Consider the following 25954-nt stretch of genomic DNA (forward strand, 5'->3'; position numbering starts at 1 on the left):
GCTTGGCCGCGCCCGATACCATAGCCACCGGACTGATCCTGACCTCGGCCTTGCTGCACGCGAGCTGGAACGCGGGGGTCAAGAAAGCGCCGGACAAGTTCGCCGCGATGGTCTTCATCTCGGGCATCGGCGGCCTTCTGTTCCTGCCGTTCGCACCGCTCGTACCCTTGCCAACGCCCGAGCTTTGGGGCTGGATCGCGGCTTCGCTGTGCATTCATCTGTTTTACCAGCGCATCCTGTCCCTGGCGCTCGAGGCCGGGGACCTCACCTTCACCTACCCGGTGGCGCGCGGCACGGGGCCGATGCTGGTGGCCGTTTTCAGCTATTTCTTCCTGAAGGGGGAGATGAGCCTCTCTGAGCTCGGGGCCGTCGGCGTGCTGGTGGGTGGCATTTTCGCGACCGCGGGCGCCAGCCGGAAACTGACGGCGGATCACGCCCAGTTCCGCACCGCCCTCCTTTATGCCGTGCTCTCGGGTTGCCTGATCGCCAGCTATACGGTGGTGGATGGCCTCGCCGTCCGCCGGGCCGAAAACCCCTTCACCTATGTCGTCTGGTCCGGGCTTGCCTTCGTGCCCGTGCTGACAGGCTATGCCCGCATCCGCCACGGCCGCGCCATTTTCACCCGGTCGCTCGCCTGGTGGAAGATCGGCCTGCCGCTCAGCATCATCGCGCAAGGCGGCTACGGCATCGCGCTGTATGCCTATAGCCTGGGCGCGCTCGGTGAGATTGCCGCGCTTCGGGAAACCAGCATCATTTTCGCGAGCCTCATCGGCTTCTTCTGGCTGAAGGAAGCTTTCAGCCGCCGCAAAACAGTCGCGGTCCTCATGATCGCGCTCGGCGCCGTCCTGTTGAAGTCGGTCTGACGGGGCGGGCCTACAGCCTGTCCCTGAGCTTGTAATAGAGGATCGCCGACGCGACAATCTGGCGGCCGATGGTACGCCCGAACGGCAGGCGCCATTTGGGCACGTCGGCGAGCAGGTCGAAGCGCGCGCGGTCGCCCATCATGGCCTCCGCCACCACCTTGCCCATCAGGTTGCCCATATTCACGCCGTGGCCGGTATAGCCGAAGCTGTACCAGATATTATCGCCGATCTGGCCGACAAGCGGCACCTCCCCGATGGAGACCCCCAGCTTGCCGCCCCATTCGTGGGTGACCTTGATGCCTTCAAGCTCCGGCCATGTTTTCAGAAGCCGCGGCAACAGCTTGGCCTTGATCGAGCGTGGCTTGCGGCCGGAGAAATTCACCCGCCCGCCGAACAGGATGCGGCCGTCCGCGCCCATGCGGTAATAGTCGCACACCATGTTGCTGTCGCAGATGGCCCAGCGGTTGGGGTTGAGCCGTGCGAGCTGCTCGCCGCTGAGGGGCTCGGTCGCGATCATGAAGCTGCCCGCCGGGAAGGCGAAGCCGGACATCCTGCGCTTGAACAGGTCATTGTGGGCATTGGCGGCGAGAACCAGTTCCTTCGCCCGCACCGTGCCGCCCGCGGTGTGGATCGCCACGGTCTCGCCCGGCTCGATCTTCGTCACCGCGCTATGTTCATGGATTTTGACGCCGAGCCCATCGGCAGCCGCGGCAAGCCCGAAACAGAGCTTGAGCGGATGCAGGTGACCATCCGACTTACTGAGGAAACCGCCCAGGTAACGCTTGGTGCCGATCCGCTCCTCAAGTTCGTCCGGCCCCATATAATGAAAGCCCCGGTCGGGATACAGCGTCTCCATCTCATTATATTGATGATAGAGCCCGGCATTCTGGCGCGGCGTCAGCGCGACTTCGAGCCAGCCCGGCGTCAGGTCACAGTCGATGCCGTAGGTATCCACGCGTGCGCGGATCAGGTCATGCCCGGCCCAGGTCAGCGCGCGCACCGAAGCAGCCTTGTCCGCCCCGGCATGTTTGGCGACCCGGTCTTGGCCGACAAAGCCATGGATCATCTGGCCGCCATTCCGGCCCGAAGCCCCCCAGCCCACTTGCCGCGCTTCCAGAAGCACGACGTCGCGCCCCTGTTCAGCCAGGCTCAGGGCGGTCGAAAGCCCGGTGAAACCGCCGCCGATCACGCAGACGTCGGCGGTTACATCACCCGCAAGCGCAGGCCAATCTTTCGGCTTGCCGGCTGACGCCGCATACCAGCTTTCTGGAAATTCACCCGCCATGGAACCCTCGATAAAAATGAGATCACATTTCAAGGTCGGCAGTGTGCGTCAATATGCTCAGGCGATGCAATCCCATACTGCTTGCATTCTCTTATCCGTTCATGATAATGAGCAAATATATATTGAGAACTATTCTCAAAAACATCCAAGGATGTGAGTATCTTCATGCGTAGCACCACTAAACCAACCCGCCCCGACCTGGACTTTACTGGCCAGAACCGCCTCGGCCTTCTGCGTCCGGGGCACAAGGGTCGTATTTCCCATTTTGATGCCGAACACCTCAATGGTGAAGGCGTCGAGATGACGGACCGGCTTCGGGAAATGGGGTTCGCGGAAGATCTGATGATCGAGGTTCTGCATCAAAGCCCGTTCGGACGCGACCCGATCGCCGTCCGTGTCGGCAGCATGACGGTTGCGCTGCGCCGGGCTGACGCCAACATCGTGGTGGTTTCTGACGAATGAGCACGCCCACGAGCCTCGTCGCCGTAGTCGGTAACCCCAACTGCGGCAAGTCGGCCCTCTTTAACGCCCTCACCGGCCTCCGCCAGAAAGTCGCCAACTATCCGGGTGCGACGGTTGAACGCCGCGCGGGGCCGCTTCTGGGTGACAACCGCGTCGAACTGGTGGACCTGCCCGGCACCTACAGCCTGACCCCGAGAAGCCCGGACGAAGCCGTCACCCGTGACGTGCTGATGGGCAATTATATCGGTGAGCGCAAACCCGCCGCCATCCTGTGCGTGGTCGACGCCACCAACCTGGCCCAGCACCTGCGTTTCGTGCTGGAACTCAAGACCCTGGGCCTGCCGATGGTGCTGGCGCTCAACATGACCGACCTGGCGGCGCGGGAGAAAATCACCATCGACAGCCGGGCGCTGAGCCAGAAACTGGTGATGCCGGTGATTGAGACCGTCGCCGTGCGCAAGAAGGGCCTCAGCGAGCTCAAGGATGCCCTCAACGGCGTCCTCAGTGTGCCGATCGCCAACCCGGTTGAATATGCCACCGACGTGAGGAGCCTGCAGACCTTCGCGCGCCGGATTGCCGCCAAGGTCACGCTTTCCGAAGGCATGGGTCACAAAACCACGCGGCTTCTGGACAAAGTGCTCCTCCACCCTGTTGCGGGACCCATCATCCTGTTCGGACTATTGTTCCTGATGTTCCAGGCCGTCTTCAGCTGGGCGGAAACGCCGATGGAATGGATCGATGCCGGTATCGGCTGGCTGCAGGCCCATATAGACGCCTTCCTGCCCGGTGGCTGGGTCAAAAGCTTCATCGAGGACGGCATCCTCGCGGGCGTCGGTTCCGTGGTCGTGTTCCTGCCGCAGATCCTGATCCTGTTTGCCTTCATCCTGCTTCTGGAATCGTCCGGTTATATGGCGCGGGCAGCCTTCCTGATGGACCGGCTGATGGCATCGGTGGGGCTCAACGGCCGTGCCTTCATTCCGCTTCTGTCCAGCTTCGCCTGCGCCGTACCCGGCATCATGTCGGCACGCACGATTTCGGACCAGAAGGACCGGCTGACCACGATCCTGATCGCGCCGCTGATGACCTGCTCGGCACGCATTCCGGTCTATACCCTGATCATCTCTGCCTTCATTCCCAACAAGCCGGTGATTGGCGGCCTGTTCGGATTGCAGGGGCTGGTGATGTTCATCCTGTATCTTTCCGGTATCCTGTCGGCGCTTATCGTCGCCTTCGTGCTCAAGCGCACGGTGGTGAAAGGCAAGCCGCAGACCTTCATGCTGGAGCTGCCGAAATATCAGGCGCCCAAGCTGAATTATGTGCTGATCGGGCTGATGGAACGCGCGCGCATTTTCCTGCGCCGCGCCGGCACCATCATCCTCACATCCACCATGGTCCTGTGGGTGCTTTCGAACTTCCCGGCCGCACCTGCGGATGCCAAGGGCCCGGCGATCCTGCACAGTTTCGTCGGCATCATCGGCGGCTGGCTGTCGGTCATTTTCGCGCCCATCGGCTTCAACTGGCAGATGTCCGCGGCCCTGGTGCCCGGCATGGCCGCCCGCGAAGTGGCGGTTGCGGCGCTGGGTACCGTCTACTCGCTGTCCGGCAATGAGGACGCGGTGCAGACCGGCCTTGTGCATATGCTGCAGGGCGCCTGGTCGCTGCCGACCGCGCTTAGCTTCCTCGCCTGGTATATTTTCGCGCCCCAGTGCCTGTCGACCATCGCCATCACGCGGCGTGAGACCGGCGGCTGGAAATGGACCGGTTTCATGATCGGCTACCTGTTCGTGCTGGCGTATCTGGTCTCCTTCGCGACCTACCAGATCTCCTCCGCCCTGCTCTGACGGCCTTGTCCCCGCCACAAATCTGGGTTAGCCAAGTAGGCAACCAGAAAAATGCGGGAGGACAGACCAGATGAAAGCCCTGATTGCCGCGGTATCGCTGCTTGCGCTTGCCGGATGCTCGGACGCTGGCACCGAGAAAAAAGCCGAACAGATCGCCCATGACGACCTGATCGTCGACACCCATATCGACGTGCCCTACCGCCTGGCCGCCAAATGGGAAGATGTTGCATCGGCAACAGAAACAGGCAATTTCGACTATCCCCGCGCGGTGAAGGGCGGGCTCAACGCCCCCTTCATGTCCATCTATACCCCGGCCCAGTATGACGGCACGCCCAAGGCCAAAGAGCACGCCGATGAGATGATCGCCATCGTCGAAAAGATCGCGGCCTCGGCGCCGGATAAGTTTCGCATCGCCAAGTCGGTCGACGATGTGGAGAAGGCCTTCAAGGACGGCGTGATCGCGCTGCCGATGGGGATGGAGAACGGCTCCCCCATCCTGCATGACCTCAAGAACCTGGACTATTTCTACGACAAGGGCATCCGCTACATCACGCTGGCGCATTCCAAGGCCAACGATATCGCGGATAGCTCCTACGACCCGACCCGCAAATGGCACGGCCTCAGCGACTTCGGCAAACAGGTGGTGGAGCGCATGAATGACCTGGGCATCATGGTCGATGTCAGCCATATCTCCGACGAAGCCTTCTGGGACGTGATGAAGACCAGCAAGACGCCGGTGATCGCCTCGCACTCCTCCGCGCGCGCCTTCACCCCGGATTTCGAGCGCAACATGTCCGATGACATGATCAAGGCGCTAGCCGAAAAGGGCGGCGTGATCCAGATCAACTTCGGCTCCTCCTTCCTCACGGAAGAAGCCAACCAGTACCGCCCGCACATGGATGAAGCCTATGAGGCCTACCTGCGCAAAAGCGGCACCAAGGCCAGCACCGAAGCCCACGAAGCCTTCGAAAAGAAATACCGCGCCGACAACCCCTACCCCTACGCCACGGTCGATGACGTCCTGGACCATATCGACCATGTGGTGAAGCTGGTGGGTGTGGACCATGTCGGTATCGGCTCGGACTTTGACGGTGTCGGCGACAGCCTGCCGGAAGGCCTGAAGGACGTGTCCACCTATCCGCACATCATCGCCGGGCTCCTCAAACGCGGCTATTCGGAAGCGGACATCAAGAAGATCCTCGGCGGCAACCTCCTGCGCGTCTGGCGCGCGGTCGAAACCTATGCCGCCAACCACAAGGTTGCCTGACACCGCTTAGGCATCATAAACCAAAGTCATAAAAGCCGCCGTTTTCGGCGGCTTTTTGCATGACATCGCCGTGAATGGGCCACCTTTGGGCTGGACGCGCGGAACGAAATTGCTACCGTATCCGTTCATCTAAATCCTGAGGGGGAATTGAAATGAAAAAAACAATGCTGCGCCTTGTGGCGATCAGCTTGCTGTCCGGCACCAGCATCGGCGCCCATGCAGCACCCGATAGCGACTGGTTCACCGATGCGGCCATCTCACCCGATGGCAAAACCGTCCTGGTTGGTTACAAAGGCGATATCTACAAGGTGCCCGTGGGTGGCGGCAGCGCCACGCCGCTGACCATCAACGACGCCTGGGAAGGCCACCCGGTCTGGTCCCATGACGGCAAATGGATCGCTTTCTCGTCCGACCGCAATGGCAACCTGGATGTCTATGTCATGCCCGCTAAAGGCGGCGATGCCAAACGCCTCACCTACAATAGCGCCAACGACATCCCGACCGACTTCACCGCCGACAACAAGGCCGTGACCTTCACGTCACCGCGGGTGGATTCGGCGCAGAGCAGCCAGTTCCCGCGCCGCAGCCTGCCGGAACTTTACAATGTGGGCCTTTCGGGCGGCACGCCGGAAATGGTGCTGACGATCCCGGCCGAACAGGCCCGCTGGAACAAAAAGGGCGATGAGCTTCTCTACCGGGAGGAAAAGTCGCTAGAAAGCCCGCTGAGGAAGCATAACCGCTCCGCCTTCGCGCGCGATATCTGGCTCTATAACGCCAAGACCAGCAGCTACAAGCAGCTGACCGACTTCCCCGGTGGCGACCATAACCCGGTCTGGGGCAATGGCAGCACAATCTATTATACCTCGGAAGAGCTGGACGATACCTTCAACGTCTGGAAGATGGACCTGTCGAGCGGCAAGAAACAGGCTGTCACCGACTTCAAGGAACACCCTGTCCGCTCACTGAGCCGCGCCGATAACGGCACGATGACCTTCATCCACCATGGTGACATTTATACCGTGAAGGACGGCGGCAAGCCGCAGAAACTGAAGATCTCGGTCCTCAACGACGGCCATGGCCGCGATGTGCAGACCATCGATGTCTCCGGCGACGTCTCGGACTTTTCGGTCTCGCCGAGCGGCAAGGAAGTGGCCTTCGTCGCCCGTGGTGAGGTTTTCGTCACCTCGGCCGAATTCAAGACCACCAAACGCGTCACCGACACCCCGGCGCAGGAGCGCAGCGTCAACTTCAGCCCGGACGGCAAGAAGCTGGTTTATGCGGCCGAACGCGGCGGCAAGTGGGAACTGGTCGAAGCCTCGCTTCAGAACCCGGACGAGAAATATTTCTTCGCCAGCACGACCCTGAAGGAGCGCGTGCTCTATAGGGGCGACAAGGATTCCTTCCAGCCGAAATATTCACCGGACGGCAAGAAAGTCGCCTTCCTCTATGGCCGGGACGAGCTTCGGGTCGTCGATACGGAAACCGGCAAGGCGGTGACCGCGCTGCCCGCCAGCTATAACTACAGCTATGCCGACGGCGACATTCATTTCAACTGGTCGCCGGACAGCAAGTGGCTGACCGTCGATTTCGCGCCGCGTCAGCGTATCTTCATCACCAACATCGCCATCGTGCCTGCGGACGGTTCCAAGCCGCCGGTGGATATCACCAAGTCCGGCTATCTGAACTCCACGCCGCGCTGGCAGGCGGATGGGGGCGCCGTCCTGTGGTTCACCGCCCGCTACGGCATGCGCGACCATGGCAGCTGGGGCACCCAGCTTGATGTGGAAGCCGCCTTCCTCACGCAGGATTCCTACGACCGCTTCACCATGAGCAAAGAAGAATATGAGCTGAAGAAGGAGCTCGAGGACGCCAAGAAGAAGGAAGAAGAGAAAAAGGCCAAGGATGACGCCAAGAAAGGCGACAAGGCCGCAGAGAAAGCCGAGGACAAAAAGGACGAGAAGAAGGAAGCCGAGGTCAAGCCGATCAAGATCGACTTCAACAATCTTGACGACCGCACCCTGCGCCTGACCGTCAACTCGTCCGACCTGGCCGATGCCGTGCTGACCAAGGACGGCAGCAAGCTCTATTATCTGTCGCGCTTTGAAGGCGGCTATAACCTGTGGCTGCACGATTTCCGCGAAAAGGCCACCAAGCTGATCGTCAAGTTTGACGCCAAGCAGGCGGCGATCCAGCTGGCGGCGGATGAAAAGTCGGCCTTCGTGCTGGCGGACGGCAGCATTTCCAAGCTGACGCTTTCGAAGGACAGCGCCAAGAAGAAGCCGGTGCAGCTGAAGGCCAGCATGGAGCTGAAGCCCTACGCCGAGCGCCAGTATTTCTTCGACCATATCTGGCGTCAGGTTGGCGACAAATTCTATAACCCCAACATGCACGGCATCGACTGGAAGGCCATGCGTGCCGAGTATGAGCCCAAGCTCCCGTCCATCGGCAACGACCGCGATTTCGCCCGCATGATGGAAGAAATGCTTGGGGAACTGAACGCGTCGCACACCGGGGCCTACTACCGCGGCAAGCACAAGAATGCCGACAACACCGCAGCCCTCGGCGTTATCTTCGACATGAAGGACACCAAGGGCCCGCTGACCATTGCCGCCGTTCTGGAGAAAAGCCCGCTTGTGAAGGCTGGCAGTGAGGTGAAACCTGGCATGAAGCTCGCCGCCGTCGACGGTGTTGAGCTGTCAGCCACCACCAACCTCGCGGAGCTCCTCAACGGCAAGACCGGCGAACGCGTGCGCCTGACCTTCGAACGCAAGGACAAGAGCCGCTTCGATGAGGTGATCAAGCCGATCAGTATGCGCGCCGAGGACAACCTCCTTTATGAGCGCTGGGTCAAGAGCCGCCGGGCGCTTGTCGACAAGCTTTCGGGCGGACATCTGGCCTATGTCCATGTCCGGGCGATGAACGATGCCAGCTTCCGTGTGGTTTATAATGAACTGTTCGGGCGCGGCTTCGATAAGGACGGTGTCGTCGTCGATACCCGCTGGAATGGCGGTGGCTGGCTGCATAACGACCTGGCCAAGCTTCTGTCCGGCAAGGAATATACCCACATGAAGGTGCGCGGCCGCGTCTATCAGGGCGACCCGATGGACCAGTGGTACAAGCCGTCGATCGTGGTGATGGGCGAAGGCAACTATTCCGATGCCTCCGGCTTCCCTTATGCCTACAAGACGCTGAAGATCGGCCAGACCGTCGGCATGCCGGTCCCCGGCACCATGACCGCCGTCTGGTGGGAATGGCTGCATTCGGGCGACATCGTCTTCGGCATCCCGCAGGTGGGTATGCTGGACACGCACGGCAACTATCTGGAAAACCATGAGCTTGAGCCGGATTACAAGGTCAAGAACATGCCGGGCGCTTCCTCACACGGGGAAGACCAGCAGATCGAAGAAGCTGTCAAAGTCCTCATGAAGACCGTTGAGGACGACAAGAAGAAATAGGCTTTAAGCCCTTGCCGTAGCGTCAAACTTCACCCTGACGCTACGGCTTCCTATCCCCGCGATAACGCCGATGTTATCGCTATTCCGCCCCGCCCGGCTTGCCCCACCCCGCATCCGCCCTATCGTCAGACAAGACGTTTGGGGAAGCGTCACTATTTACCTGGGAGGGACCATGACCGATCTATCGCGCGGCGGACCGGCATCAGAGATGATGTCCAGCCGTATCCGGGCCTATACGCTTTTAATCCTGACGGCCGTCTATGCCTTCAATTTCATCGACCGGCAGATCCTGGTGATCCTGCAGCCCTTGATCAAGAAGGAGCTGATGCTCAGCGATACTCAGCTCGGCCTCCTGTCCGGCTTTTCCTTCGCGGTTTTCTATACCACGCTCGGCATCCCGATCGCCCGGCTGGCGGACCGCAGCAACCGCCGCAATATCATCGCGATCGCGCTCACGGTCTGGAGCGGCATGACCGCGCTTTCCGGCCTTGCGAACACCTATTGGCAGCTTCTTCTGGCCCGTATCGGGGTCGGCATCGGGGAGGCCGGCGGCAGCCCGCCCGCGCACTCGATGATCTCGGACATGTATGAGCCCAAAAGGCGTGCCAGCGCGCTGTCCATCTATTCCGCCGGGCTCTATCTCGGCGTGGTGCTTGGCTATGTCTTCGGCGGCTACCTGGGCCAACGCTTCGGCTGGCGCGCCACCTTCCTGATGGTCGGTATTCCCGGCGTCCTGCTGGCGTTCCTCCTGCGCTTTACCGTGCGGGAACCCGCCCGCGGCCACCATGACGGCGGTGAGGTTGGTGAACAACCCAGCCTCAAGGACACGCTGACCTATGTCTGGCGGCTCAAGTCCTTCCCCTTCTTCGCCTTCGGCTGTGCCATGGCGGCGTTCGTCAGCTACGGCACCAGCAATTTCATGCCTAACTTCCTGGTGCGCTATCATGACATTCCCTTAAGCCAGATCGGGCTATTGCTCGGTATCACTGGCGGCGGCGGCGGGATGCTCGGGACCTACCTCGGCGGCACCATTACCGACCGGATCGCCAAGAATGACCCGCGCTGGTACCTGTGGCTGCCCGGCCTTACCGGCGTCATCGCCATCCCGATCGGGCTTGTGCTGTACCTGACCGAAAACACCACGCTGATGCTGGTGCTTTATTTCTTCGCCGCGACCCTGGGCACCTTCTATCTCGCGCCGTCGATCGCCATGGCGCACCGGCTGGTGTCACCGCGGATGCGGGCGATGGCATCGGCGATCCTGTTCTTCGTCCTCAACCTGATTGGCCTTGGCCTTGGCCCGGTGGTCGTAGGCGCGATCAGCGATATCCTGCATCACATCACCGGCCAGGAAAGCCTGCGTTCGGCGCTGATTATCGGCTCCTCGCTCGCGCTCGTTAAAGGCTATCTCTTCTGGAAGGGCGGCAAGAATTTGCCTGCGGATTTGGCCGCCATGAAGAAAGGCTGAAACCGGGCTGGTAAAAGCGGTCGAAGTTTGCGAGCATAGGGAGAATTCTGAGATACCAGACCCTTATGCCCGCAAACAAACATCGTTACAGCCTCACGGAAACAAGTTTTGTCCTGGTGCTGCTGCTGGTCGCGCTGACGCCGGTGGCGGGCTTGTCGGTCGCTGCCCTCACGCTTGCCTTCCTGCAGTATTTTGCCCTGGCTGGCCTCTACCTCCTGATGAGGCAGGCTGCGGACCGGCTGCACCTCTTGGTGGGTCATGCCCTGTTCGGCCTTACCACCCTGGTCCTGATCGGCGAAATCACCGTGGAGACGCTGACCGGGCTCCATCTCAACCGGTTCGTCCTGTCGCTTCTGGCGCAGCCCGAGGCCATGACGCAGATCGGCCTTTCGCGCACCGGGTTTACCGTTGGCCTGATTGTCGCCGCCTGCATTCCCAGCCTGGTGCTGACCCGGTTCAGGCGTTATGTGCTGGGGCTTCACGCCCGCCTGCCGATCATCCTGACCGTCGGCGCTTTGCTGCTGACACAGTTCGTTTATGCGCTGTTTTACTTTTACGGGTCGACCGCGGCGGTGGAAGCCCGGCGCGAGATGCCGTTTTTCGCGGTCCTGCCCCCCTATTACAGCCAGAAAGTGCTGTCCGCCGTGCTGGGCCCGCGCGGCAGGAACCCGTTCGCGCTTGCCCATGTGGACAGCCCGATTGCGGATGCCCCCACAGCCCCCGTCAGCCTGCCGCCCCATGGCAAGAATGTCCTGATCGTGGTGGCAGACAGCCTGCGGGCGGAAGACATCCGCCAGACCCCGGCGCTCGCGCCTAACCTGATGCGCTGGGCCACGCGCGGCTGGCTGTCGCTCGACCATTACAGCACGTCCAACTGCACCCATTTCAGCTTCTTCAGTATGCTGACAGGCAAGCTGCCGACCGGCTTCGCCCGCGCGCGCGCCGGGCATCCGGTGCTGACCCTGCCCGCCCTTCTGGCCCAGAACGGCTACCGGCTATCCAGCGCGGAAAGCCAATCGCTGGACTGGTATGATACCGCGGCGATCCTGCTCGATGGCGCCAAGCGGGATATTGCGACCGGCGACAGCCTGGAAGCGCGCGACGAAGCGGTGACCGACCTCACGCTCGCGCGGCTCAAGACCAAGAGCACCCTGCCCTTCTTCCACCTCGCCTATTATACCGGCACCCATTATCCCTATAATGGTCCGGTGAAAGACAGCGATTACGCCCGCTACAAAGCCGCGATCAGCGCTTTCGACCGGGAATTCGGCCGCCTGATGGATGGATTGCAAGCCGAAGGCGCGCTCAAGAACACGCTGGTGATCGTCACCGCCGACCATGGCGAGGAGTTCCTGAAAAACGGTGAAATCGGGCACGCCAGCCAGCTGGATGCAGCCCAGACCGTGGTGCCCTTCCTTGTGATCGGTGCGAAAAAGGCCCCGGTCCTCAGCCACACAGACCTGATGCCCTATGTCGTCGAAAGCCTCAGGAACGCCCCGCCTGCCCTGGCGGCCCACACGCCGGTGATCCTGGCGAACTGCGACTACGCCTATCCGAACGGCTTCGCGGTGCTGTGGCATGATGGCACCCGCGCCGACTTCGACTATGAAGACGGCAGCCTGACGCCCGTGCACGGCCCTGATGGTCGCCTCGCAAAAAAAGCGGCCCGATACCGGGCCGCCACATTGCTTCTGGATGCGCTTTCGGGCAAATGAAGCCCTAGAAATCCCCCAGGCCGACGCTGTTGAGCACCAGCTTGATCACTGTCTCCTTGGCGTCGTCATACTGTTCGTCATTCAGGGGTTTGCCCCCATTCATGACATTGATCTGGGCCTCGAAGTCGGCATAGTGCTGGGTCGTCGCCCAGATCATATAGAACAGCACGCGGGCATTGACCGGCTTCAGGCGGCCTTCGGCCACCCAGCGTTCCAGAACCCGTTCACGGCTTTCAAGCCACGGCTTCACCGTGCCGACGAGATAGTCCTGCAGGAACGGCGCACCTGACGCCATTTCGATCGCCCACAGGCGGGAGCCATGCGGCCGCGCCCTTGCCAGGTCCATCTTGGCCCCGACATAGGTGGTGAAAGCGGTTTTGGGGTCGTCCGTTTCGTCGAATGTATCGGCCGCGTGCAGCCAGGTGGAGCACACGCCCTCAATCACCCGGCGGTACAGGTCTTCCTTGGCACCGAAGTAATAATAAACATTGGGCTTGGGCACGCCTGCGCGTTCGGCGATCAGCCCGACGCTGGCACCTTTAAAGCCCTTTTCAGCAAATACAGTTTCGGCGGCTGCCAGAATTTTAGTGACATTTTCGCGCCGGATACCTGCCTTATGGCCGGTATCTTCATGATTTTCTTGTGTCATCGTGTCCCTCTTGATGCCACGTGTTTAAGCATAAGAAACAAAAAAGGTCTATCTGAGAAATGGAGACGCCCGAGGCATATGGCCCCGGGCGTCCGATTTTCTAGATCACGTACACGCTCAAATTAGAAGGTGTACTTGATGCCAACCTTGATCTTCCACAGCGACGGCAGCTGGTAGAAGCGGCTGTAAACCGAACCGTTAAAGTTGGTGTACACATACTGGCCTGCGTCGTTGATGGTCGCCCGGACAACGTTGCTGTTATACGGGAAGCTAACTTGTTCGAAGCGGCCCCAGTTGTTGTTCAAGAGGTTGGTCAGGTTGTCGATGTCCATGTGAAGGATAACCTTGTGGCCCTTCAGGGACGGAATCGGCAGTTCCTGGCTGATCCGCATATCGAGGCGGGTAACCCACGGGCTACGGCCCACGTTACGCGGTGCAACCTTACCCTTGTACTTGTCCAGACCCTGGTCGTGAACGAACTGCATCAGCGCGTTTGCGTCGATACCGCTCATATCCACGTTCGGATCGTCAGCACCGGTCGGGACGTAGAAGAGCTGGGTGTCGCGCTTCCAGTAGTCATAGCTACCACCGAAGATACCCTGCGAACGGCTGCCCGGATCGTCGAAGGTGTAGCTGAAGTTATGGCCCGAACGGCTCAGCATGAACAGGTTCACGCTGGTCGCGTTGTCACCCCAGAACTTCTTCTGCCAGTTAAAGTTGGCGGTAAAGTTATGCTTGATCTCGAAGTCCGAATGCGCCAGCGCGAGGTTGTTGCGGTCGGTCGTCGGAACCTTACCATAGTTGGAGTCAGCCGTGGAGCTCTGGCCCGGGTTGACATCCTTGGCATTGGTGTGGGTGTAACCGAAGCGAATGGCGAAGTCGCCAGCGTCGGATTGCCACTGCTTGTCGACATCGATCGAGTAGATCTGGCTCGAACCCTGATCCGTGTTGGTCAGGAGAAGGTCATGCCCGCTCGGGATATCGTAGATCGGGCGACCATCCGGTGCCTGGCCAACGACCTGACGACGGAGTTCACGCCAGATTACAGCGTTCTTGACCTTGCTGAAGATAGCTTCGGCAGTTACGTGCCACTGGTCACCAAGACCGATGGACGACAGGTCGAAGTCATGATCGACAGCAATGTTGAACTTCCAGGTCGACGGGATCTTGAAGTTCGGGTCGGTGGCATTCACGTTACCGTTGCCCGGTACGAGAGCACCGGTTGCTGCTGCCGGCAGGTTGTAGCCGTCAACACCGGTCAGGCCGGTCAGGTAAACGCTGGAGATGATGGTACCGTCGTTCGAGTAGGCGTTCGACAGCCATACGTTCGGCGTACCGCCCGAGAACAGACCGAAACCACCACGAACCGTGGTGCGCTCATCAGCAACATAGTTGAAGCCAAGGCGCGGCAGCAGGATGCTCTTGCCATCGAGGTTTTCGGTGTTGGCAAAGCCGTTACGATCAACGAAAGAGGTGTTGAGACGCGGTGCCTGGCTCGTCTGGTAACGCTCATAGCGCACACCAGCGAAAACGGTCATCTTGTCGGTCGGCGTCCAGCGGTCCTGAGCATACAGGGTGTGGACGTTGAACGTGAAGTTGGCCGCAGCATCGTTGGCATCGTTGGTGTAGGCGTTGCTGTAGTAAAGGCTGGCAGCGTTCTGGTTTTCGAAGTCGTCGATGCTGTTGAAGGTATATTCACCAGCCGAACCCGGTACGAACAGGTTGAAGACCTTCAGGTGCTCCAGCTCGTAACCCGCGGTGAACACATGGTCACCGGTCGAATAGTCAACCTTAGCCTTAACCGTCAGGCTATCGTCCTTCAGGTCGTTTGCATGGCGATAGAAGTCCGGGCCGATGAAGATGTTACCACCATCAGCGGTTTGAATTTTCATCAGAGCGAAGTCAGTACCACCGATCGACTGCTGGATGGTGTGAACGTTCTTGATGCCAACTTTCAGTTCGCTCGACAGCTTGTCGGTCCAGTCAGAGAAGAGCTGGAAGCTGTAGGTCTGCATCTTGTCGTTCTTGTTGTACCAGTCACCCAGCATACCTGCGTTGTTATAGTAGGTGTTCTGCGGGTTGATGTTGTTACCGTCAACATTCTGGTACGTAGCCGAGAAACGCTGGCCGTCCGCGATGTTCCAGTCGATCTTGAACAGGATTTTGCGGTCGGTTTCCTTGAGGTTGTCAGCGCTGAAGCCTTGCGGGTCGTAGTTGTAAACCGACTTGGCAATGCTTTCGACACGGTCGAGGTCAGACTGGGTAACGCCGATGATCTTGTTCGGAGCGTTCGAGTCAGACGCACCGTATTCGAACGGCTTCGTGCTGTCGTACTTTTCATACGAACCGAAGAAGAACAGCTTGTCCTTGACGATCGGACCGCCGAGGTATGCGCCGTAGTTCTTTTCGGTGAAGTTGAACTGAAGGTCGGTGTCGTCCTTGCTGGAGCTGCCAACCATGCCGTCGTTCGAATAGTCGAGGAAGGCGCCACCGTGGAATTCGTTGGTACCAGACTTGGTCACGACGTTGATGTTACCGCCCTGGAAGTGGCCATAGGTTACATCGAACGGCGCGGTCTGAACCGAAATCTGCTCAATCGCGTCAAGCGAGATCGGCGAACGCTGGGTCGGGTAGCCGTTGTTGTTGAGGCCGAAGTCGTCGCTCTGACGAACGCCGTCAATGGTCAGGCTGTTGTAGCGGTTGTTGGTACCGGCAATCGACAGTGCGTCGGAGTTGGCCGGGTCGATCCAGACTTTCGAATCCATCCGCAGAACGCTTTTCAGGTCACGGTCGGTGGAGTTCATGTTGGAGATGTCGGCTTTGCCATATTCGCTCGCCGCACCGGTCTTGATCATGAAGCTGCCGCGCTGCGCGGTGACTTCGATTTCTTCCATGCCGGCGCTGTGGCTGGCGGCAACGAGCGTAACGTTGGCAGCCTGACCGAGAACCAGGTTCAGGTCGCTGATGCTGTTGGCTTTATACTGCGTACCATCAGCAAGCTTCACGATGTAAGGGCCACCGACTTTCAGGCCGCGGGCGAAGAAGGTGCCGTCGGCGTTGGTGGTGAATTCCTTAACTGTACCCGTGGGCACGTGAACGATTTGTACTTTGACACCGGCAAGGTGATCACCGGTTTGGCTGACCACGACGCCGCGGATCGCGGACGACGTTTCCTGTGCCGCTGCAGGCAGAGTGGTTGCTGCAAGTGCAGCAATAGCCACGCCGCCGAACAGGACAGCTTTAATTTGGCGTTTCATTCCCTAAGCTCCATTGAGTGCCGCACACCCGCCCCCTGGGGAGGCACGAATATACGATTCCGACAACTATTCAGTTGTTCTAAAAAGTCCCCACACAAAACAAGGCCGCCAGTGGATCAAATCCTGACCAAAAGGTCAAGGCCTGGCCCGCGTCGCCCCCGCGCTGCGTGGAATGCCCTTTTATGCGGCTTTCTTTTCAGTTTTTTGACGAAAGTGTCAAGATTGGGTGAGCCCCCCTGAAACCCCTCACGAACTTTCGTTTGCAGGCCGTTGTTTAAAAAGCACAGTTCCCGTTTTTGCCCCCGAAAACCGTAGCGTCAGGAAAACGTCCCGGGTACGCAAAAGGCACCGCCCACAGGCGATGCCTTTCCCGCTTTGCGCCTTGATAAGCGCTTCAAGCGAATCACTATTTCAGGTTATTTGCCGTCGAAAATCTGGTTGAGATAACCCGCCAGGCGAATCCCCCCCTTCGAAAGCTGGCTCTTGATGACCGGCATATATTTATAGACATAGTCGTAGCTCAGGATCGCGCTGCCGACATTATAGATGCCGTCCCGCATCGCCATGTCTTCATGCACCCAATCGATCGGCTTGCTGTTCTGCCAGGTCTTGATCTCCTCAGGGGTGATCTTGGCATCGAGGAAACGGGTCCATTCGGTATAGGAAAGCCCGCGCTTCTGGATAAGGTCTACGTCCCAAACCTTATGCAGGTTGCTCATCACCCCGAACCAGACGACGGGGATGAGGTTGCCGCCATGGTCCTCCGGCCTGCCGGTATGCATCGGTTGGTGCAGGTCACCGACGATATGGATGATGAAGCGGAGCGCTTTCACCCGCTCGGCCTTCGGCGCGGACTTGTCCTTCAGCGTCTTGGTGAAGGCCTTGAGCGCCGTGAGCGCATCGCCCGCCGGGTTCTTCACGCTTTCTTCGTACGTCTGGCCTTGGGGCACGTTGATATAGTGCCAGGGCGACGCGGTCTTGCGCCAGAATTCGTCCGGGTCGGCACGCATGTCATCCGGCCAGGTGGCGGCTTCCGCCATGAATTCATTGCCGAGAAGGTCCTTCACCGCCTTAGCGGCCGTGGGTGTCAGGTGATGGCTGGCGATTTCGGCAATCACCCGGTGGCCGGTGGGGCCATAAGCATGGGCGGAAAGGCTGCCAAGCATCAGGCAGGCCACAAGTCCAATCAAACGACGCATGAGTTCCCCCTATAAAGGAAAGGTCTTGTTAAAAGGCGCGCTCGCCCTCGCTGAGCGGCGCGATACCCAGATGTGCGGCCACAGTCTGGCCGATGTCTGCGAAACTTTTGCGAACCCCGCCGGTGCCCGGCTTGAGCGCAGGCCCAAAGGCGATGAAAGGCACATGCTCCCGCGTGTGGTCGGTGCCTTTCCAGGTCGGGTCGCAACCATGGTCTGCGGTCAGGATGGCAATGTCGCCGTCCTTCATCGCCTCCATGAACTCCGGCAACCGGTCATCGAAATATTCGAGCGCGTTCGCATAGCCCGCCACATTGCGGCGGTGGCCGAAGCTCTGGTCGAAATCAACGAAATTGACGAAGGTGAGCGAGCCCTCGGGCGCTTCTGCCTGCATCTTCAGCGTGAGGTCAAAGAGACCATCGAGACCGTTGGCCTTGACCTTTTTGGTCAGGCCCTTGTGGGCGAAAATATCGGCGATCTTGCCAACCGAGATCACCTCATGCCCGACATCCGCCAGCTTTTCCAGCAGCGTCGGCATATGGGGCGGGGTCGCGAGATCACGGCGGTTCCCCGTCCGGGTAAAGACCCCATTTTCGCCGACGAACGGCCGTGCGATCACCCGGCCGATATTATAGTCATCCACCAGCTCGCGTGCGACCGCGCACACTTCGTAAAGCCGCTCCAGCCCGAAGGTGTCTTCGTGCGCCGCGATCTGGAACACGCTGTCGGCCGAGGTGTAGACGATCGGCTTGCCGGTCTTCATATGCTCATCGCCAAGCTCTTCGAGGATCACGGTACCCGACGCCGCCTTGTTGCCGAGCACACCCGGCAGGTCGCAGCGTTTGCACAGCTCATCGAGCAGGTCCTTCGGGAAGCTCGGGTATTCCTGCGCGAAATAGCCCCAGTCGAACCGCACCGGCGCGCCCGCCATCTCCCAGTGGCCGGACGGCGTGTCCTTGCCGAAAGACTGCTCAGCGCAGGCGGCATAGAAACCCTTCACGTCACCGCTGAACTCAAGCCCCTTGGGCTCATGCCCGGTCGCCAGTTCTGCGGCCTTGCCGAGGCCGAGCTCTGCCATGTGGGGAAGCGAAAGTGGGCCCGCGGCCGGGCGGTCAGCTGCCACATTCCCTTCAGCGCACCAGTCAGCAATATGGCCGAGCGTGTCTGCGCCCACATCGCCAAATTTGGCGGCGTCCGGCGCGGCGCCGATGCCGAAACTGTCCAAAACAAGAATGAATGCGCGGGCCATGGGCCTTATCCTTCAATAATCTCGGCGGTGATGGGCTTGAGCGCGGGCGCGGTATCCGAAAGCGTCACGGCTGCACGCACGCGTTCAATCGCGGCATCCGCAGCGGCCTCATCCTGAGCATACACCATCAACGCGGGCTGATCCGCCGTGAGCTTGTCGCCGACCTGACAAAATTCCGTGAAGCCGACGCTGTGGTCGACCTTCTGGCTCGGGTCCGTGCGGCCACCGCCAAGCGCGACCACCGCCATGCCGATTGCACGGGCATCCATCGCGGACACATAGCCTTCCCCGAGTGTCACCGGCTTCACCACCGGCGCGAGCGTGAGGTAGCTGTCTGCTTTCTCAAGGAAGTCCGCCGGGCCGCCCTGGGCCGAAACCATCCGGCCGAAAATCTCTGTCGCCTTGCCGCTCGCAAGCGCTTCCTCAGCTGCCTTGCGCGCCGCGCTTGCATCAGCCTGCGCACCCGAAAGCGACAGCATGTGGGCTGCCAGATCGAGCGTTATATCCATGAGGCGCTTATCGGCACCTGCCGGGTCCTTCAGGAACGCCAGCGTTTCCATGACCTCAACCGCGTTGCCGGCCGTGCGGCCCAGCACCTGGTTCATGTCGGTCATCAGCGCGGTCGTCGGTACGCCCGCCGCTGTGGCGACCCGGACGATATTTTCCGCCAGCACCCGCGCCTTGTCGGCGCTGTCCATGAAGGCCCCAGTGCCGAACTTCACGTCCATGACCAAGGCGTTCAGGCCCGCCGCCAGCTTCTTCGACAGGATCGAGGCGGTGATCAAGGGCACGCTTTCCACCGTCGCCGTCACGTCCCGGATGCCGTAGAAGCGCCGGTCCGCGGGGGCAAGGTCCCCGGTCTGGCCGATGATCGAACAGCCGACCGTCTTCACGATCTCGGCGAAGCGGTCGATGCTCGGGTACGGGTCATAGCCCGGAATGGCTTCGAACTTGTCGAGCGTGCCACCGGTGTGGCCGAGGCCCCTGCCCGAGATCATCGGCACAAGGCCACCGCAGGCCGCCACGATCGGCGCCAGCATCAGGCTGACCTTGTCGCCAACGCCGCCGGTCGAATGCTTGTCGACAATCGGCGCCTCCTTATCGAGGCCATATTTGGACCAGTCGATCACATCACCGCTGTCCCGCATGGCGAGCGTGAGCGCAGCACCCTCTTCCGGGCTCATGCCGTTGAAGAACACCGCCATGGCAAAAGCCGCGACCTGGCCGTCAGTCACGCTCATGTCGGTGATGCCGCGCACGAACGCCTGAATGTCGGCGCTTGAGACTGTGCCGCCATCCCGTTTGGTGCGGATCATTTCCTGGGGCAGGAATGTCATTTTGACTGGTCTTCCTTTTGCGCGTGAACATTTTCAGGTCCAAAGCTGTGGGGCAGCAGGGCCAAGCTGTCGGTCTCAATCAGCACCTCGCCGTCCTTGCTACACACGGTGACCTTGCAGCCTTCAGGCGGGCTGAATTCCCGGATTTTCTGACGGCAGCCCCCGCACGGTGTGCAGGGCGTATCCGAGGGGCCGATCACCACGACATGCGCGATGGCCGTATCCCCGCCCATGACCATGGCGCTGATGGCGCCACCTTCGGCGCAGGTGCCGAGCGGATAGGCCGCGTTTTCCACATTGCAGCCCGCATAGATCTTGCCGCCCCGGGTCAGGATCGCGGCGCCCACCGGGTGGTGGGAATAAGGCGCATAGGCGCGCGCGCGGGCATCAAGCGCCGCCTCGATCATCGCCTTCAGGGTGTCTGTCATGGCCTAGTGGTCCTTTTCATACGGAATACCGCTGGCTTTCGGCGCAACCATGCGCCCGGCAAAGCCCGCGAGAATAAGCACCGTCAGCACGTACGGCAGCATGATGGTGAACTGAACCGGTATCTCACCAATGAGCGGCAGCGCCACGCCCTGCAGCCGCCCCTGCAGCGCGTCGACAAAGCCGAACAACAGGCAGGCAAGCAGTGTCGGCACCGGTTTCCAGCGCCCGAAGATCATCGCCGCCAGCGCCAGATAGCCTTTACCCGCCGACATGTCCCGGATGAAGCCCGCGCCAAGCCCGGTCGACAGCACGACCCCCGACAGCCCGCACAACAACCCGGCAATCGCCATCGCCTGATAGCGCAGCTTGGCCACCGAAATACCGGCGGTATCCACCGCTTCCGGGTTTTCGCCCACTGCGCGCAGGCGCAGGCCGAAGCGGGTGCGGTACAGCATCCACGCCACCAGCGGCACAATCGCCACCGTCATATAGGTGATGATATTATGGCCCGAAATCACCTCGCTATAAAGCGGGCCGATCACCGGCACGGAGGCGAGGCTTTCCGCGAACGGCAGGTTGATTTCGGTGAAGCGCGCACCGCCGGAGAGAAGCGGCGTCTGCCCACCCTGATGGAACCAGGCGCCAGCGAGCGTGGGCGCGAGGCCCGCGATGACAATATTGATCGCCATGCCGGAGACGATCTGGTTGCCGCGCTGGGTGATCGAGACGTAGGCGTGTAGAAGCGCGAGGACCAACGACGTGGCCAGGCCAGCGCCTAGCCCGACCCAGGCCGAGCCGGTCACCGCCGCCGCTGTCGCGGCCGCAAAGGCTGCGCCCAGCATCTTGCCTTCAAGCCCGATGTCGACAACGCCCGCGCGTTCGGCGCACAGGCCCGCGAGACCCGCCAGCACCAGCGGCGTGGCGGTGCGGATGGTCGAGGCCACCAGAAGCAGCGTATCGGCGTAAAGGTCGATCATGCCGCCTTCCTTTCCGCAAAGCGCCAGAACAAGAGACTGATCGGGTCACGGAACAGATGTTCCATCGCCCCCGCGAACAGGATGACGAGGCCCTGCACCATCACCACCGCATCGCGTGAGAAGTTCGGAATGTCGAACGCCACCTCGGTGCCGCCCTGATAAAGCGCGCCGAAAAGAATGGCAGCGAGGATGATCCCCAGGGGTTTGTTCCGGCCCATGAAGGCGACTGCGATCCCGACGAAGCCGTAGCCAAGCGTAAAGTTGGCGAGGAGCCGGTGCTGCTCGCCCAGAAGCTCATTCAGCCCCATGAGCCCGGCCAGCGCGCCCGAAATCATCATGGCGATGATGGTCATGCGCGAAACCGAAACCCCGGCGAACCGCGCCGCGCCTGCGCTTTTGCCAACGACCCGAAGCTCATAGCCGAAGCGCGTGCGCCACAGCAGGAAGCCCATACCCCACGCGCACAATAGCGCGATCAGGAAGGAGATATTCATCGGGTTGTTGTCGTAAGAAATCCCCATCATGCCCAGCAGGTCATGGATATGAATGAGCGCCGTGCCTGCAGGGAAGTCCGCGCTTTCCGGCATCTGGCCGCCCGGCCGGTGCAAGGGCCCCACCAGCAGGTAAGCCAGCAGCGCCGAGGCGATGAAGTTGAACATGATCGTGGTGATCACGATATGCGCGCCGCGCCTGGCCTGAAGCCACGCCGGGATGAAGGCCCAAATCGCGCCGAACAGAGCCGCGCCCACAATGCCTGCAAACACGCCCAGAAGCGGGGCATGAGGCCCGAAGGCGAACACGCCGAGCGTAAGGCCAACCCCGCCGACCATCGCCTGCCCTTCACCGCCGATATTGAAAAGCCCGGCATGGTAAGCGATGGAGACGGCAAGCCCGGTAAAGATGAAGTTGGTGGCGTAATAAAGCGTGTATCCGATGGCTTCCTGATAGCCGAACGCGCCCTGAACCAGAAGCGACAGCGCCTGGAACGGGTTATCACCCAGCGCCCAGATGACGATGCCTGAGACCACAAAGGCCGCCAGCAAGTTGAGCGCGGGCAGCAGGATATTGTCGGCCCAAAAGGGCAGCTTACGCGCGGCCGCCATCAGCTTGCCCTCCTCTTCTCGCCCGCCATCATCAGGCCCAGCGTTTTCTCATCCGCGTCTTCAACCGCTACGATACCGACCAGCTCACCTTCGCACATGACGGCGATACGGTCGGAAATGGCGAGCAGTTCATCGAGATCGGCGGAGACGACCAGAAGCGCCTTGCCGGCGTTCCGGAGCTCGGTGATCTGGTCATGGATTTTGGTGACGGCGCCGATGTCCACGCCCCGGGTCGGCTGGCCGATGATCATCAGCTGCGGGTCTCGGGCGATTTCCCGTGCGATCACCAGTTTCTGCTGGTTGCCGCCCGAAAAACTGCTGATCGCCAGCTTGGGGTTCCGGGGCCGTACGTCCTGGCTTTCGAAATAGCGCTTCGCGGTTTCGGCCAGCGCCTTCAGCTTCAGAATACCGCGGTGGGAGAAATCAGGCTCCCGCTGGTAGCCGAGCATGGCATTGTCCTCGGCCGAAAAGCTTTCGACTACGCCGGTTTTCAAACGGTCTTCGGCCACATGCGCCATGCCCATGCGTCGGAGCGTTATGGGGTTGGTTGCCACATCCGGGGACGCGATGACGACATTGTCGAACTCGACCGAGCCCGCCGCCACTTGCCTGAGGCCAGTGATGACTTCCATCAGCTCGGTCTGGCCGTTTCCGGCAACCCCGGCGACGCCCAGCACTTCACCGTCATGGACATCTAGCGACACGGCCTTGAGCGCCCGGACACCCTGGTCATTATTGGCGGAGACATTTTTGAGGCTCAGCCGTATGACGCGCTCGCCATGCGCTTCCCGCGTCTTTTCCCGCGCGACCTTAGCACCGACCATCAGCTCAGCCAGCTCCCCCGTGGAGGTTTCCGCGGTTTTACGCTCAGCCACGATCTTGCCGGCGCGCATCACCGTCACGTCATCGGTGACGGCCATGATTTCATGAAGCTTGTGGGTGACGAACAGCACGGTCTTGCCTTCGGCCCTGAGTTGCCGGACGAGCGCGAAAAGCTGCTCGCTCTCCTGCGGGGTCAGGACGGCTGTCGGTTCATCGAGGACCAGGATTTCCGCGCCCCGGTAGAGCGCCTTCAAAATCTCCACCCGCTGCTTCACACCGACCGGCAGCTCCTCGACCACCGTGTCGAGCGGCAGGTTGAAGCCGAACTGGCGCTCAAGCGCCGCCAGCGCCCCGCGTGCCGTGGCCCGGGCGTCCTCCAGCTTGGCGCTGCCTTCCGCCCCGAGGATGATATTGTCGAGCACCGTGAAAGGCTCCACGAGCATGAAATGCTGATGCACCATGCCGATGCCCGTCTTCATGGCCGCCGACGGGTCGGCAAACGTGTGCGCCGTGCGATCCACCACCACCTCGCCTTCATCCGGCTGGTAGAAGCCGAACAGCATTTTAAGGAGCGTGGACTTGCCCGCCCCGTTTTCACCTACGATGCCATGCACCGTGCCCGCACGCACCTTCAGGCAAACGCTGTCGTTTGCGACAACATCACCGAAGCGCTTCGTGAGCGCACGGGTTTCGATAGCAAATTCAGGGTTGGACATGGTGGGTCCTGCGGGCTCTAGGGCGGTTGTTAACGTCCGGTGTTGCTACCGGCGACATCGCCGACGACGAGTTCACCACTGATGATCTTGGCGCGGGCCTCATCGAGCTTCGCCTTCATCTCCGGCGTGATCAGGCTGGCGTTATATTTGTCGAGCGCATAATCGACACCGCCGTCCTTGAGGTCCATGACCGTGTGGCCCGGCTTCCAGGTGCCATCCTTGGCCTGGGCAAGCGCCCGGTGAACGGCAAGGTCAACGCGCTTCATCATGCTGGTCAGCACGGTGCCCGGGGCGACATAGTTCTGGTTGCTGTCAACGCCGATCGCGAACTTGCCCGCATCCTTCGCCGCCTGAATGACGCCAAGGCCGGACGGCCCGGCGGCGGAGAAGATGATATCCACCCCGCGTGCATACTGGGATTTGGCAAGCTCAGCCGCCTTGATCGGGTCATTCCAGGCGCTCGGCGTAGTGCCGACATAGTTTTCGGTGAACGTCAGGTCCTTGCGCACATAGTCCGCGCCCTGCTTATAGCCGCGTTCGAACCGGCGGATCAGCGGTATATCCATGCCGCCGATGAAGCCGATGCTGTTCGTCTTGGTTTTCATCGCCGCGATCATGCCCACAAGGAACGAGCCTTCGTTTTCCTTGAAGGTGATCGACTGCACGTTCGGCAGGTCGACAATGGCGTCGACGACCGTGAATTTCACATTGGGGAATTCCTTCGCGACATTCCGGACCGCAACGGCATAGCCAACGCCCACCGCGACGATCAGGTCCGCGTGGCGGCGGGCGAATCGCTTCAGCGCCTGCTCATACTGGGTTTCGCTGCGGGGTTCGAATTCGCGGTAGGCAATACCGGTTTCGGCCTTGAAGGCGTCAGCGCCCACGCGCGCCGCCTCGTTGAAGGACTTATCGAATTTGCCGCCGATATCATAAAGCACAACAGGCTTGAAGTCGGCCGCCATCGCCGTGACGCTCATCACTATGGACGCGGCAAGCGAAAGCACCGCGCGGCCAAAGGTCTTTTTCATGACTTTTCACTCCCCAGCAGCATATGTTTATCTATGCTTTGTTATGCCTTGATTTGACGGAAGGGCGCAAGGGAACCAGAGCATCACCCCGTGGTCAACCATTTTTGACATTTTGGTCAAGATTCAGTCGACAATTGCATTTCCTGCCCCTATGAAAAGGCAAATCCAGTTGCCGACGGAGCTACTCTATGACTTCAAATGTTACAGTTGTGGATCATCCCCTTGTTCAGCATAAGCTGACGCTGATGCGCCGCAAGGAAGCGAGTACCGCAGAATTCCGCAAACTTTTGCGCGAAATCGGGCTGTTTCTCGGCTATGAAGCGCTCCGCGATCTGCCGCTCGGTAAACTGCATATCGACACGCCCATCTGCGGCATGGAAGCCCCGGTGATCGCGGGCAAGAAGCTGACCTTTATCTCGGTGTTGCGCGCAGGCGACGGCCTCCTCGGCCCGATGCTGGACCTGGTGCCCTCCGCCCGGATCGGCCAGATCGGCCTGTCCCGCGATGAGGAGACCCTGGAGGTCACCAAATATTTCTTCAAGGTGCCGCAGAACCTGGGCCAACGCCTCAATGTGGTGCTGGACCCGATGTTGGCGACTGGCCATTCGGCGATCCGGGCTATACAGGAAATCAAGGACGCAGGCGCCAAGGATATTCGTTTTGTTTGCCTCCTGGCCGCGCCCGAGGGTATCAAGGCCTTCACGGAAGCGCATCCGGACGTGCCCGTTGTGACCGCCTCGATCGACGAAAAGCTCAATGAAAAAGCTTACATCGTCCCGGGGCTCGGCGACGCCGGTGACCGCTTGTTTGGAACCAAAGGGGCCTAAAGTAA

At 60.6% G+C, this 25954-nt stretch carries 19 protein-coding genes; 8 read left to right on the top strand and 11 right to left on the bottom strand.

From position 1 onward, the window contains the following. The first annotated feature begins 2 nt into the window (after window positions 1–2). Window positions 3–863, top strand: coding sequence for a DMT family transporter (locus K6118_RS01175; RefSeq protein WP_247118294.1), 861 nt, complete (start codon window positions 3–5; stop codon window positions 861–863). 10 nt (window positions 864–873) lie between these two features. Here K6118_RS01175 and K6118_RS01180 read toward each other — a convergent pair whose 3' ends face one another. Continuing rightward, complete coding sequence (locus tag K6118_RS01180; RefSeq protein ID WP_247118295.1) at window positions 874–2148, bottom strand: NAD(P)/FAD-dependent oxidoreductase; 1275 nt, start codon at window positions 2146–2148, stop codon at window positions 874–876. Between the two features lie 165 nt (window positions 2149–2313). Between K6118_RS01180 and K6118_RS01185 the strand changes: the two genes are divergently transcribed. The 6 genes from K6118_RS01185 (at window position 2314) to K6118_RS01210 (ending at window position 12356) form a co-directional block, all read left to right on the top strand. Then, complete coding sequence (locus K6118_RS01185) at window positions 2314–2610, top strand: FeoA family protein (protein ID WP_247118296.1); 297 nt, start codon at window positions 2314–2316, stop codon at window positions 2608–2610. Further along, window positions 2607–4451 carry a ferrous iron transporter B gene (feoB, locus tag K6118_RS01190; RefSeq protein ID WP_247118297.1) on the top strand — a complete coding sequence of 615 codons (1845 nt, stop codon included), beginning with the start codon at window positions 2607–2609 and terminating at the stop codon, window positions 4449–4451. The genes K6118_RS01185 and feoB overlap by 4 nt, the downstream gene beginning before the upstream one ends. A gap of 70 nt (window positions 4452–4521) precedes the next feature. Continuing rightward, window positions 4522–5718 carry a dipeptidase gene (locus K6118_RS01195; RefSeq protein ID WP_247118298.1) on the top strand — a complete coding sequence of 399 codons (1197 nt, stop codon included), beginning with the start codon at window positions 4522–4524 and terminating at the stop codon, window positions 5716–5718. 152 nt (window positions 5719–5870) lie between these two features. Further along, window positions 5871–9173, top strand: a complete 3303-nt coding sequence (locus K6118_RS01200; RefSeq protein WP_247118299.1) for a S41 family peptidase — start codon at window positions 5871–5873, stop codon at window positions 9171–9173. 172 nt (window positions 9174–9345) lie between these two features. Then, window positions 9346–10641: a spinster family MFS transporter gene (locus K6118_RS01205; RefSeq protein ID WP_247118300.1), complete on the top strand. Its 1296-nt coding sequence runs from the start codon at window positions 9346–9348 to the stop codon at window positions 10639–10641. Window positions 10642–10706: 65 nt separating this feature from the next. After that, window positions 10707–12356, top strand: a complete 1650-nt coding sequence (locus tag K6118_RS01210) for a sulfatase-like hydrolase/transferase (RefSeq protein WP_247118301.1) — start codon at window positions 10707–10709, stop codon at window positions 12354–12356. A 4-nt stretch (window positions 12357–12360) separates the two neighbouring features. Here K6118_RS01210 and K6118_RS01215 read toward each other — a convergent pair whose 3' ends face one another. The 10 genes from K6118_RS01215 to K6118_RS01260 form a co-directional block, all read right to left on the bottom strand. Then, entirely contained in the window at window positions 12361–13005 is a 645-nt protein-coding gene (locus K6118_RS01215) for a TetR/AcrR family transcriptional regulator (protein ID WP_247118302.1), read from the bottom strand. A gap of 122 nt (window positions 13006–13127) precedes the next feature. Continuing rightward, window positions 13128–16262 (bottom strand): TonB-dependent receptor, encoded by a 3135-nt coding sequence (locus K6118_RS01220; protein ID WP_247118303.1) that lies wholly within the window; start codon window positions 16260–16262, stop codon window positions 13128–13130. 416 nt (window positions 16263–16678) lie between these two features. After that, on the bottom strand, window positions 16679–17461 hold the full coding sequence (locus tag K6118_RS01225) for a S1/P1 nuclease (protein ID WP_247118304.1): 783 nt from the start codon (window positions 17459–17461) through the stop codon (window positions 16679–16681). 28 nt (window positions 17462–17489) lie between these two features. Then, window positions 17490–18707: a phosphopentomutase gene (locus tag K6118_RS01230; protein WP_247118305.1), complete on the bottom strand. Its 1218-nt coding sequence runs from the start codon at window positions 18705–18707 to the stop codon at window positions 17490–17492. A 5-nt stretch (window positions 18708–18712) separates the two neighbouring features. Next, on the bottom strand, window positions 18713–20044 hold the full coding sequence (deoA, locus tag K6118_RS01235) for a thymidine phosphorylase (RefSeq protein WP_247118306.1): 1332 nt from the start codon (window positions 20042–20044) through the stop codon (window positions 18713–18715). Continuing rightward, window positions 20041–20472, bottom strand: coding sequence for a cytidine deaminase (locus K6118_RS01240; RefSeq protein WP_247118307.1), 432 nt, complete (start codon window positions 20470–20472; stop codon window positions 20041–20043). The genes deoA and K6118_RS01240 overlap by 4 nt, the downstream gene beginning before the upstream one ends. Window positions 20473–20475: 3 nt before the next feature. After that, the gene (locus K6118_RS01245) at window positions 20476–21450 is read right to left on the bottom strand and encodes an ABC transporter permease (RefSeq protein ID WP_247118308.1); all 975 of its coding nucleotides are present in this window, start codon (window positions 21448–21450) and stop codon (window positions 20476–20478) included. Next, window positions 21447–22553, bottom strand: a complete 1107-nt coding sequence (locus K6118_RS01250) for an ABC transporter permease (protein WP_247118309.1) — start codon at window positions 22551–22553, stop codon at window positions 21447–21449. Before K6118_RS01250 ends, K6118_RS01245 begins: the two co-directional genes overlap by 4 nt. Beyond that, window positions 22553–24091: an ABC transporter ATP-binding protein gene (locus K6118_RS01255; RefSeq protein WP_247118310.1), complete on the bottom strand. Its 1539-nt coding sequence runs from the start codon at window positions 24089–24091 to the stop codon at window positions 22553–22555. Before K6118_RS01255 ends, K6118_RS01250 begins: the two co-directional genes overlap by 1 nt. Window positions 24092–24120: 29 nt before the next feature. Then, window positions 24121–25122, bottom strand: a complete 1002-nt coding sequence (locus tag K6118_RS01260; protein ID WP_247118311.1) for a BMP family lipoprotein — start codon at window positions 25120–25122, stop codon at window positions 24121–24123. Between the two features lie 188 nt (window positions 25123–25310). Between K6118_RS01260 and upp the strand changes: the two genes are divergently transcribed. Next, complete coding sequence (gene upp / locus K6118_RS01265) at window positions 25311–25949, top strand: uracil phosphoribosyltransferase (RefSeq protein WP_247118312.1); 639 nt, start codon at window positions 25311–25313, stop codon at window positions 25947–25949. Window positions 25950–25954 lie beyond the last annotated feature (5 nt).

Source organism: Kordiimonas marina (assembly GCF_023006325.1).
Taxonomy (GTDB): Bacteria; Pseudomonadota; Alphaproteobacteria; order Sphingomonadales; family Kordiimonadaceae; genus Kordiimonas; species Kordiimonas marina.

What these genes read in the sequence shown, in the direction of transcription:
- K6118_RS01250 (WP_247118309.1), bottom strand. Translation starts at nt 22,553, where the DNA reads ATGGCGGCCGCGCGTAAGCTGCCCTTTTGGGCCGACAATATCCTGCTG.
- deoA (WP_247118306.1), bottom strand. Translation starts at nt 20,044, where the DNA reads ATGACATTCCTGCCCCAGGAAATGATCCGCACCAAACGGGATGGCGGC.
- feoB (WP_247118297.1), top strand. Translation starts at nt 2,607, where the DNA reads ATGAGCACGCCCACGAGCCTCGTCGCCGTAGTCGGTAACCCCAACTGC.
- upp (WP_247118312.1), top strand. Translation starts at nt 25,311, where the DNA reads ATGACTTCAAATGTTACAGTTGTGGATCATCCCCTTGTTCAGCATAAG.
- K6118_RS01185 (WP_247118296.1), top strand. Translation starts at nt 2,314, where the DNA reads ATGCGTAGCACCACTAAACCAACCCGCCCCGACCTGGACTTTACTGGC.
- K6118_RS01245 (WP_247118308.1), bottom strand. Translation starts at nt 21,450, where the DNA reads ATGATCGACCTTTACGCCGATACGCTGCTTCTGGTGGCCTCGACCATC.
- K6118_RS01210 (WP_247118301.1), top strand. Translation starts at nt 10,707, where the DNA reads ATGCCCGCAAACAAACATCGTTACAGCCTCACGGAAACAAGTTTTGTC.
- K6118_RS01220 (WP_247118303.1), bottom strand. Translation starts at nt 16,262, where the DNA reads ATGAAACGCCAAATTAAAGCTGTCCTGTTCGGCGGCGTGGCTATTGCT.
- K6118_RS01230 (WP_247118305.1), bottom strand. Translation starts at nt 18,707, where the DNA reads ATGGCCCGCGCATTCATTCTTGTTTTGGACAGTTTCGGCATCGGCGCC.
- K6118_RS01225 (WP_247118304.1), bottom strand. Translation starts at nt 17,461, where the DNA reads ATGCGTCGTTTGATTGGACTTGTGGCCTGCCTGATGCTTGGCAGCCTT.
- K6118_RS01240 (WP_247118307.1), bottom strand. Translation starts at nt 20,472, where the DNA reads ATGACAGACACCCTGAAGGCGATGATCGAGGCGGCGCTTGATGCCCGC.
- K6118_RS01215 (WP_247118302.1), bottom strand. Translation starts at nt 13,005, where the DNA reads ATGACACAAGAAAATCATGAAGATACCGGCCATAAGGCAGGTATCCGG.
- K6118_RS01195 (WP_247118298.1), top strand. Translation starts at nt 4,522, where the DNA reads ATGAAAGCCCTGATTGCCGCGGTATCGCTGCTTGCGCTTGCCGGATGC.
- K6118_RS01200 (WP_247118299.1), top strand. Translation starts at nt 5,871, where the DNA reads ATGAAAAAAACAATGCTGCGCCTTGTGGCGATCAGCTTGCTGTCCGGC.
- K6118_RS01260 (WP_247118311.1), bottom strand. Translation starts at nt 25,122, where the DNA reads ATGAAAAAGACCTTTGGCCGCGCGGTGCTTTCGCTTGCCGCGTCCATA.
- K6118_RS01205 (WP_247118300.1), top strand. Translation starts at nt 9,346, where the DNA reads ATGACCGATCTATCGCGCGGCGGACCGGCATCAGAGATGATGTCCAGC.
- K6118_RS01180 (WP_247118295.1), bottom strand. Translation starts at nt 2,148, where the DNA reads ATGGCGGGTGAATTTCCAGAAAGCTGGTATGCGGCGTCAGCCGGCAAG.
- K6118_RS01255 (WP_247118310.1), bottom strand. Translation starts at nt 24,091, where the DNA reads ATGTCCAACCCTGAATTTGCTATCGAAACCCGTGCGCTCACGAAGCGC.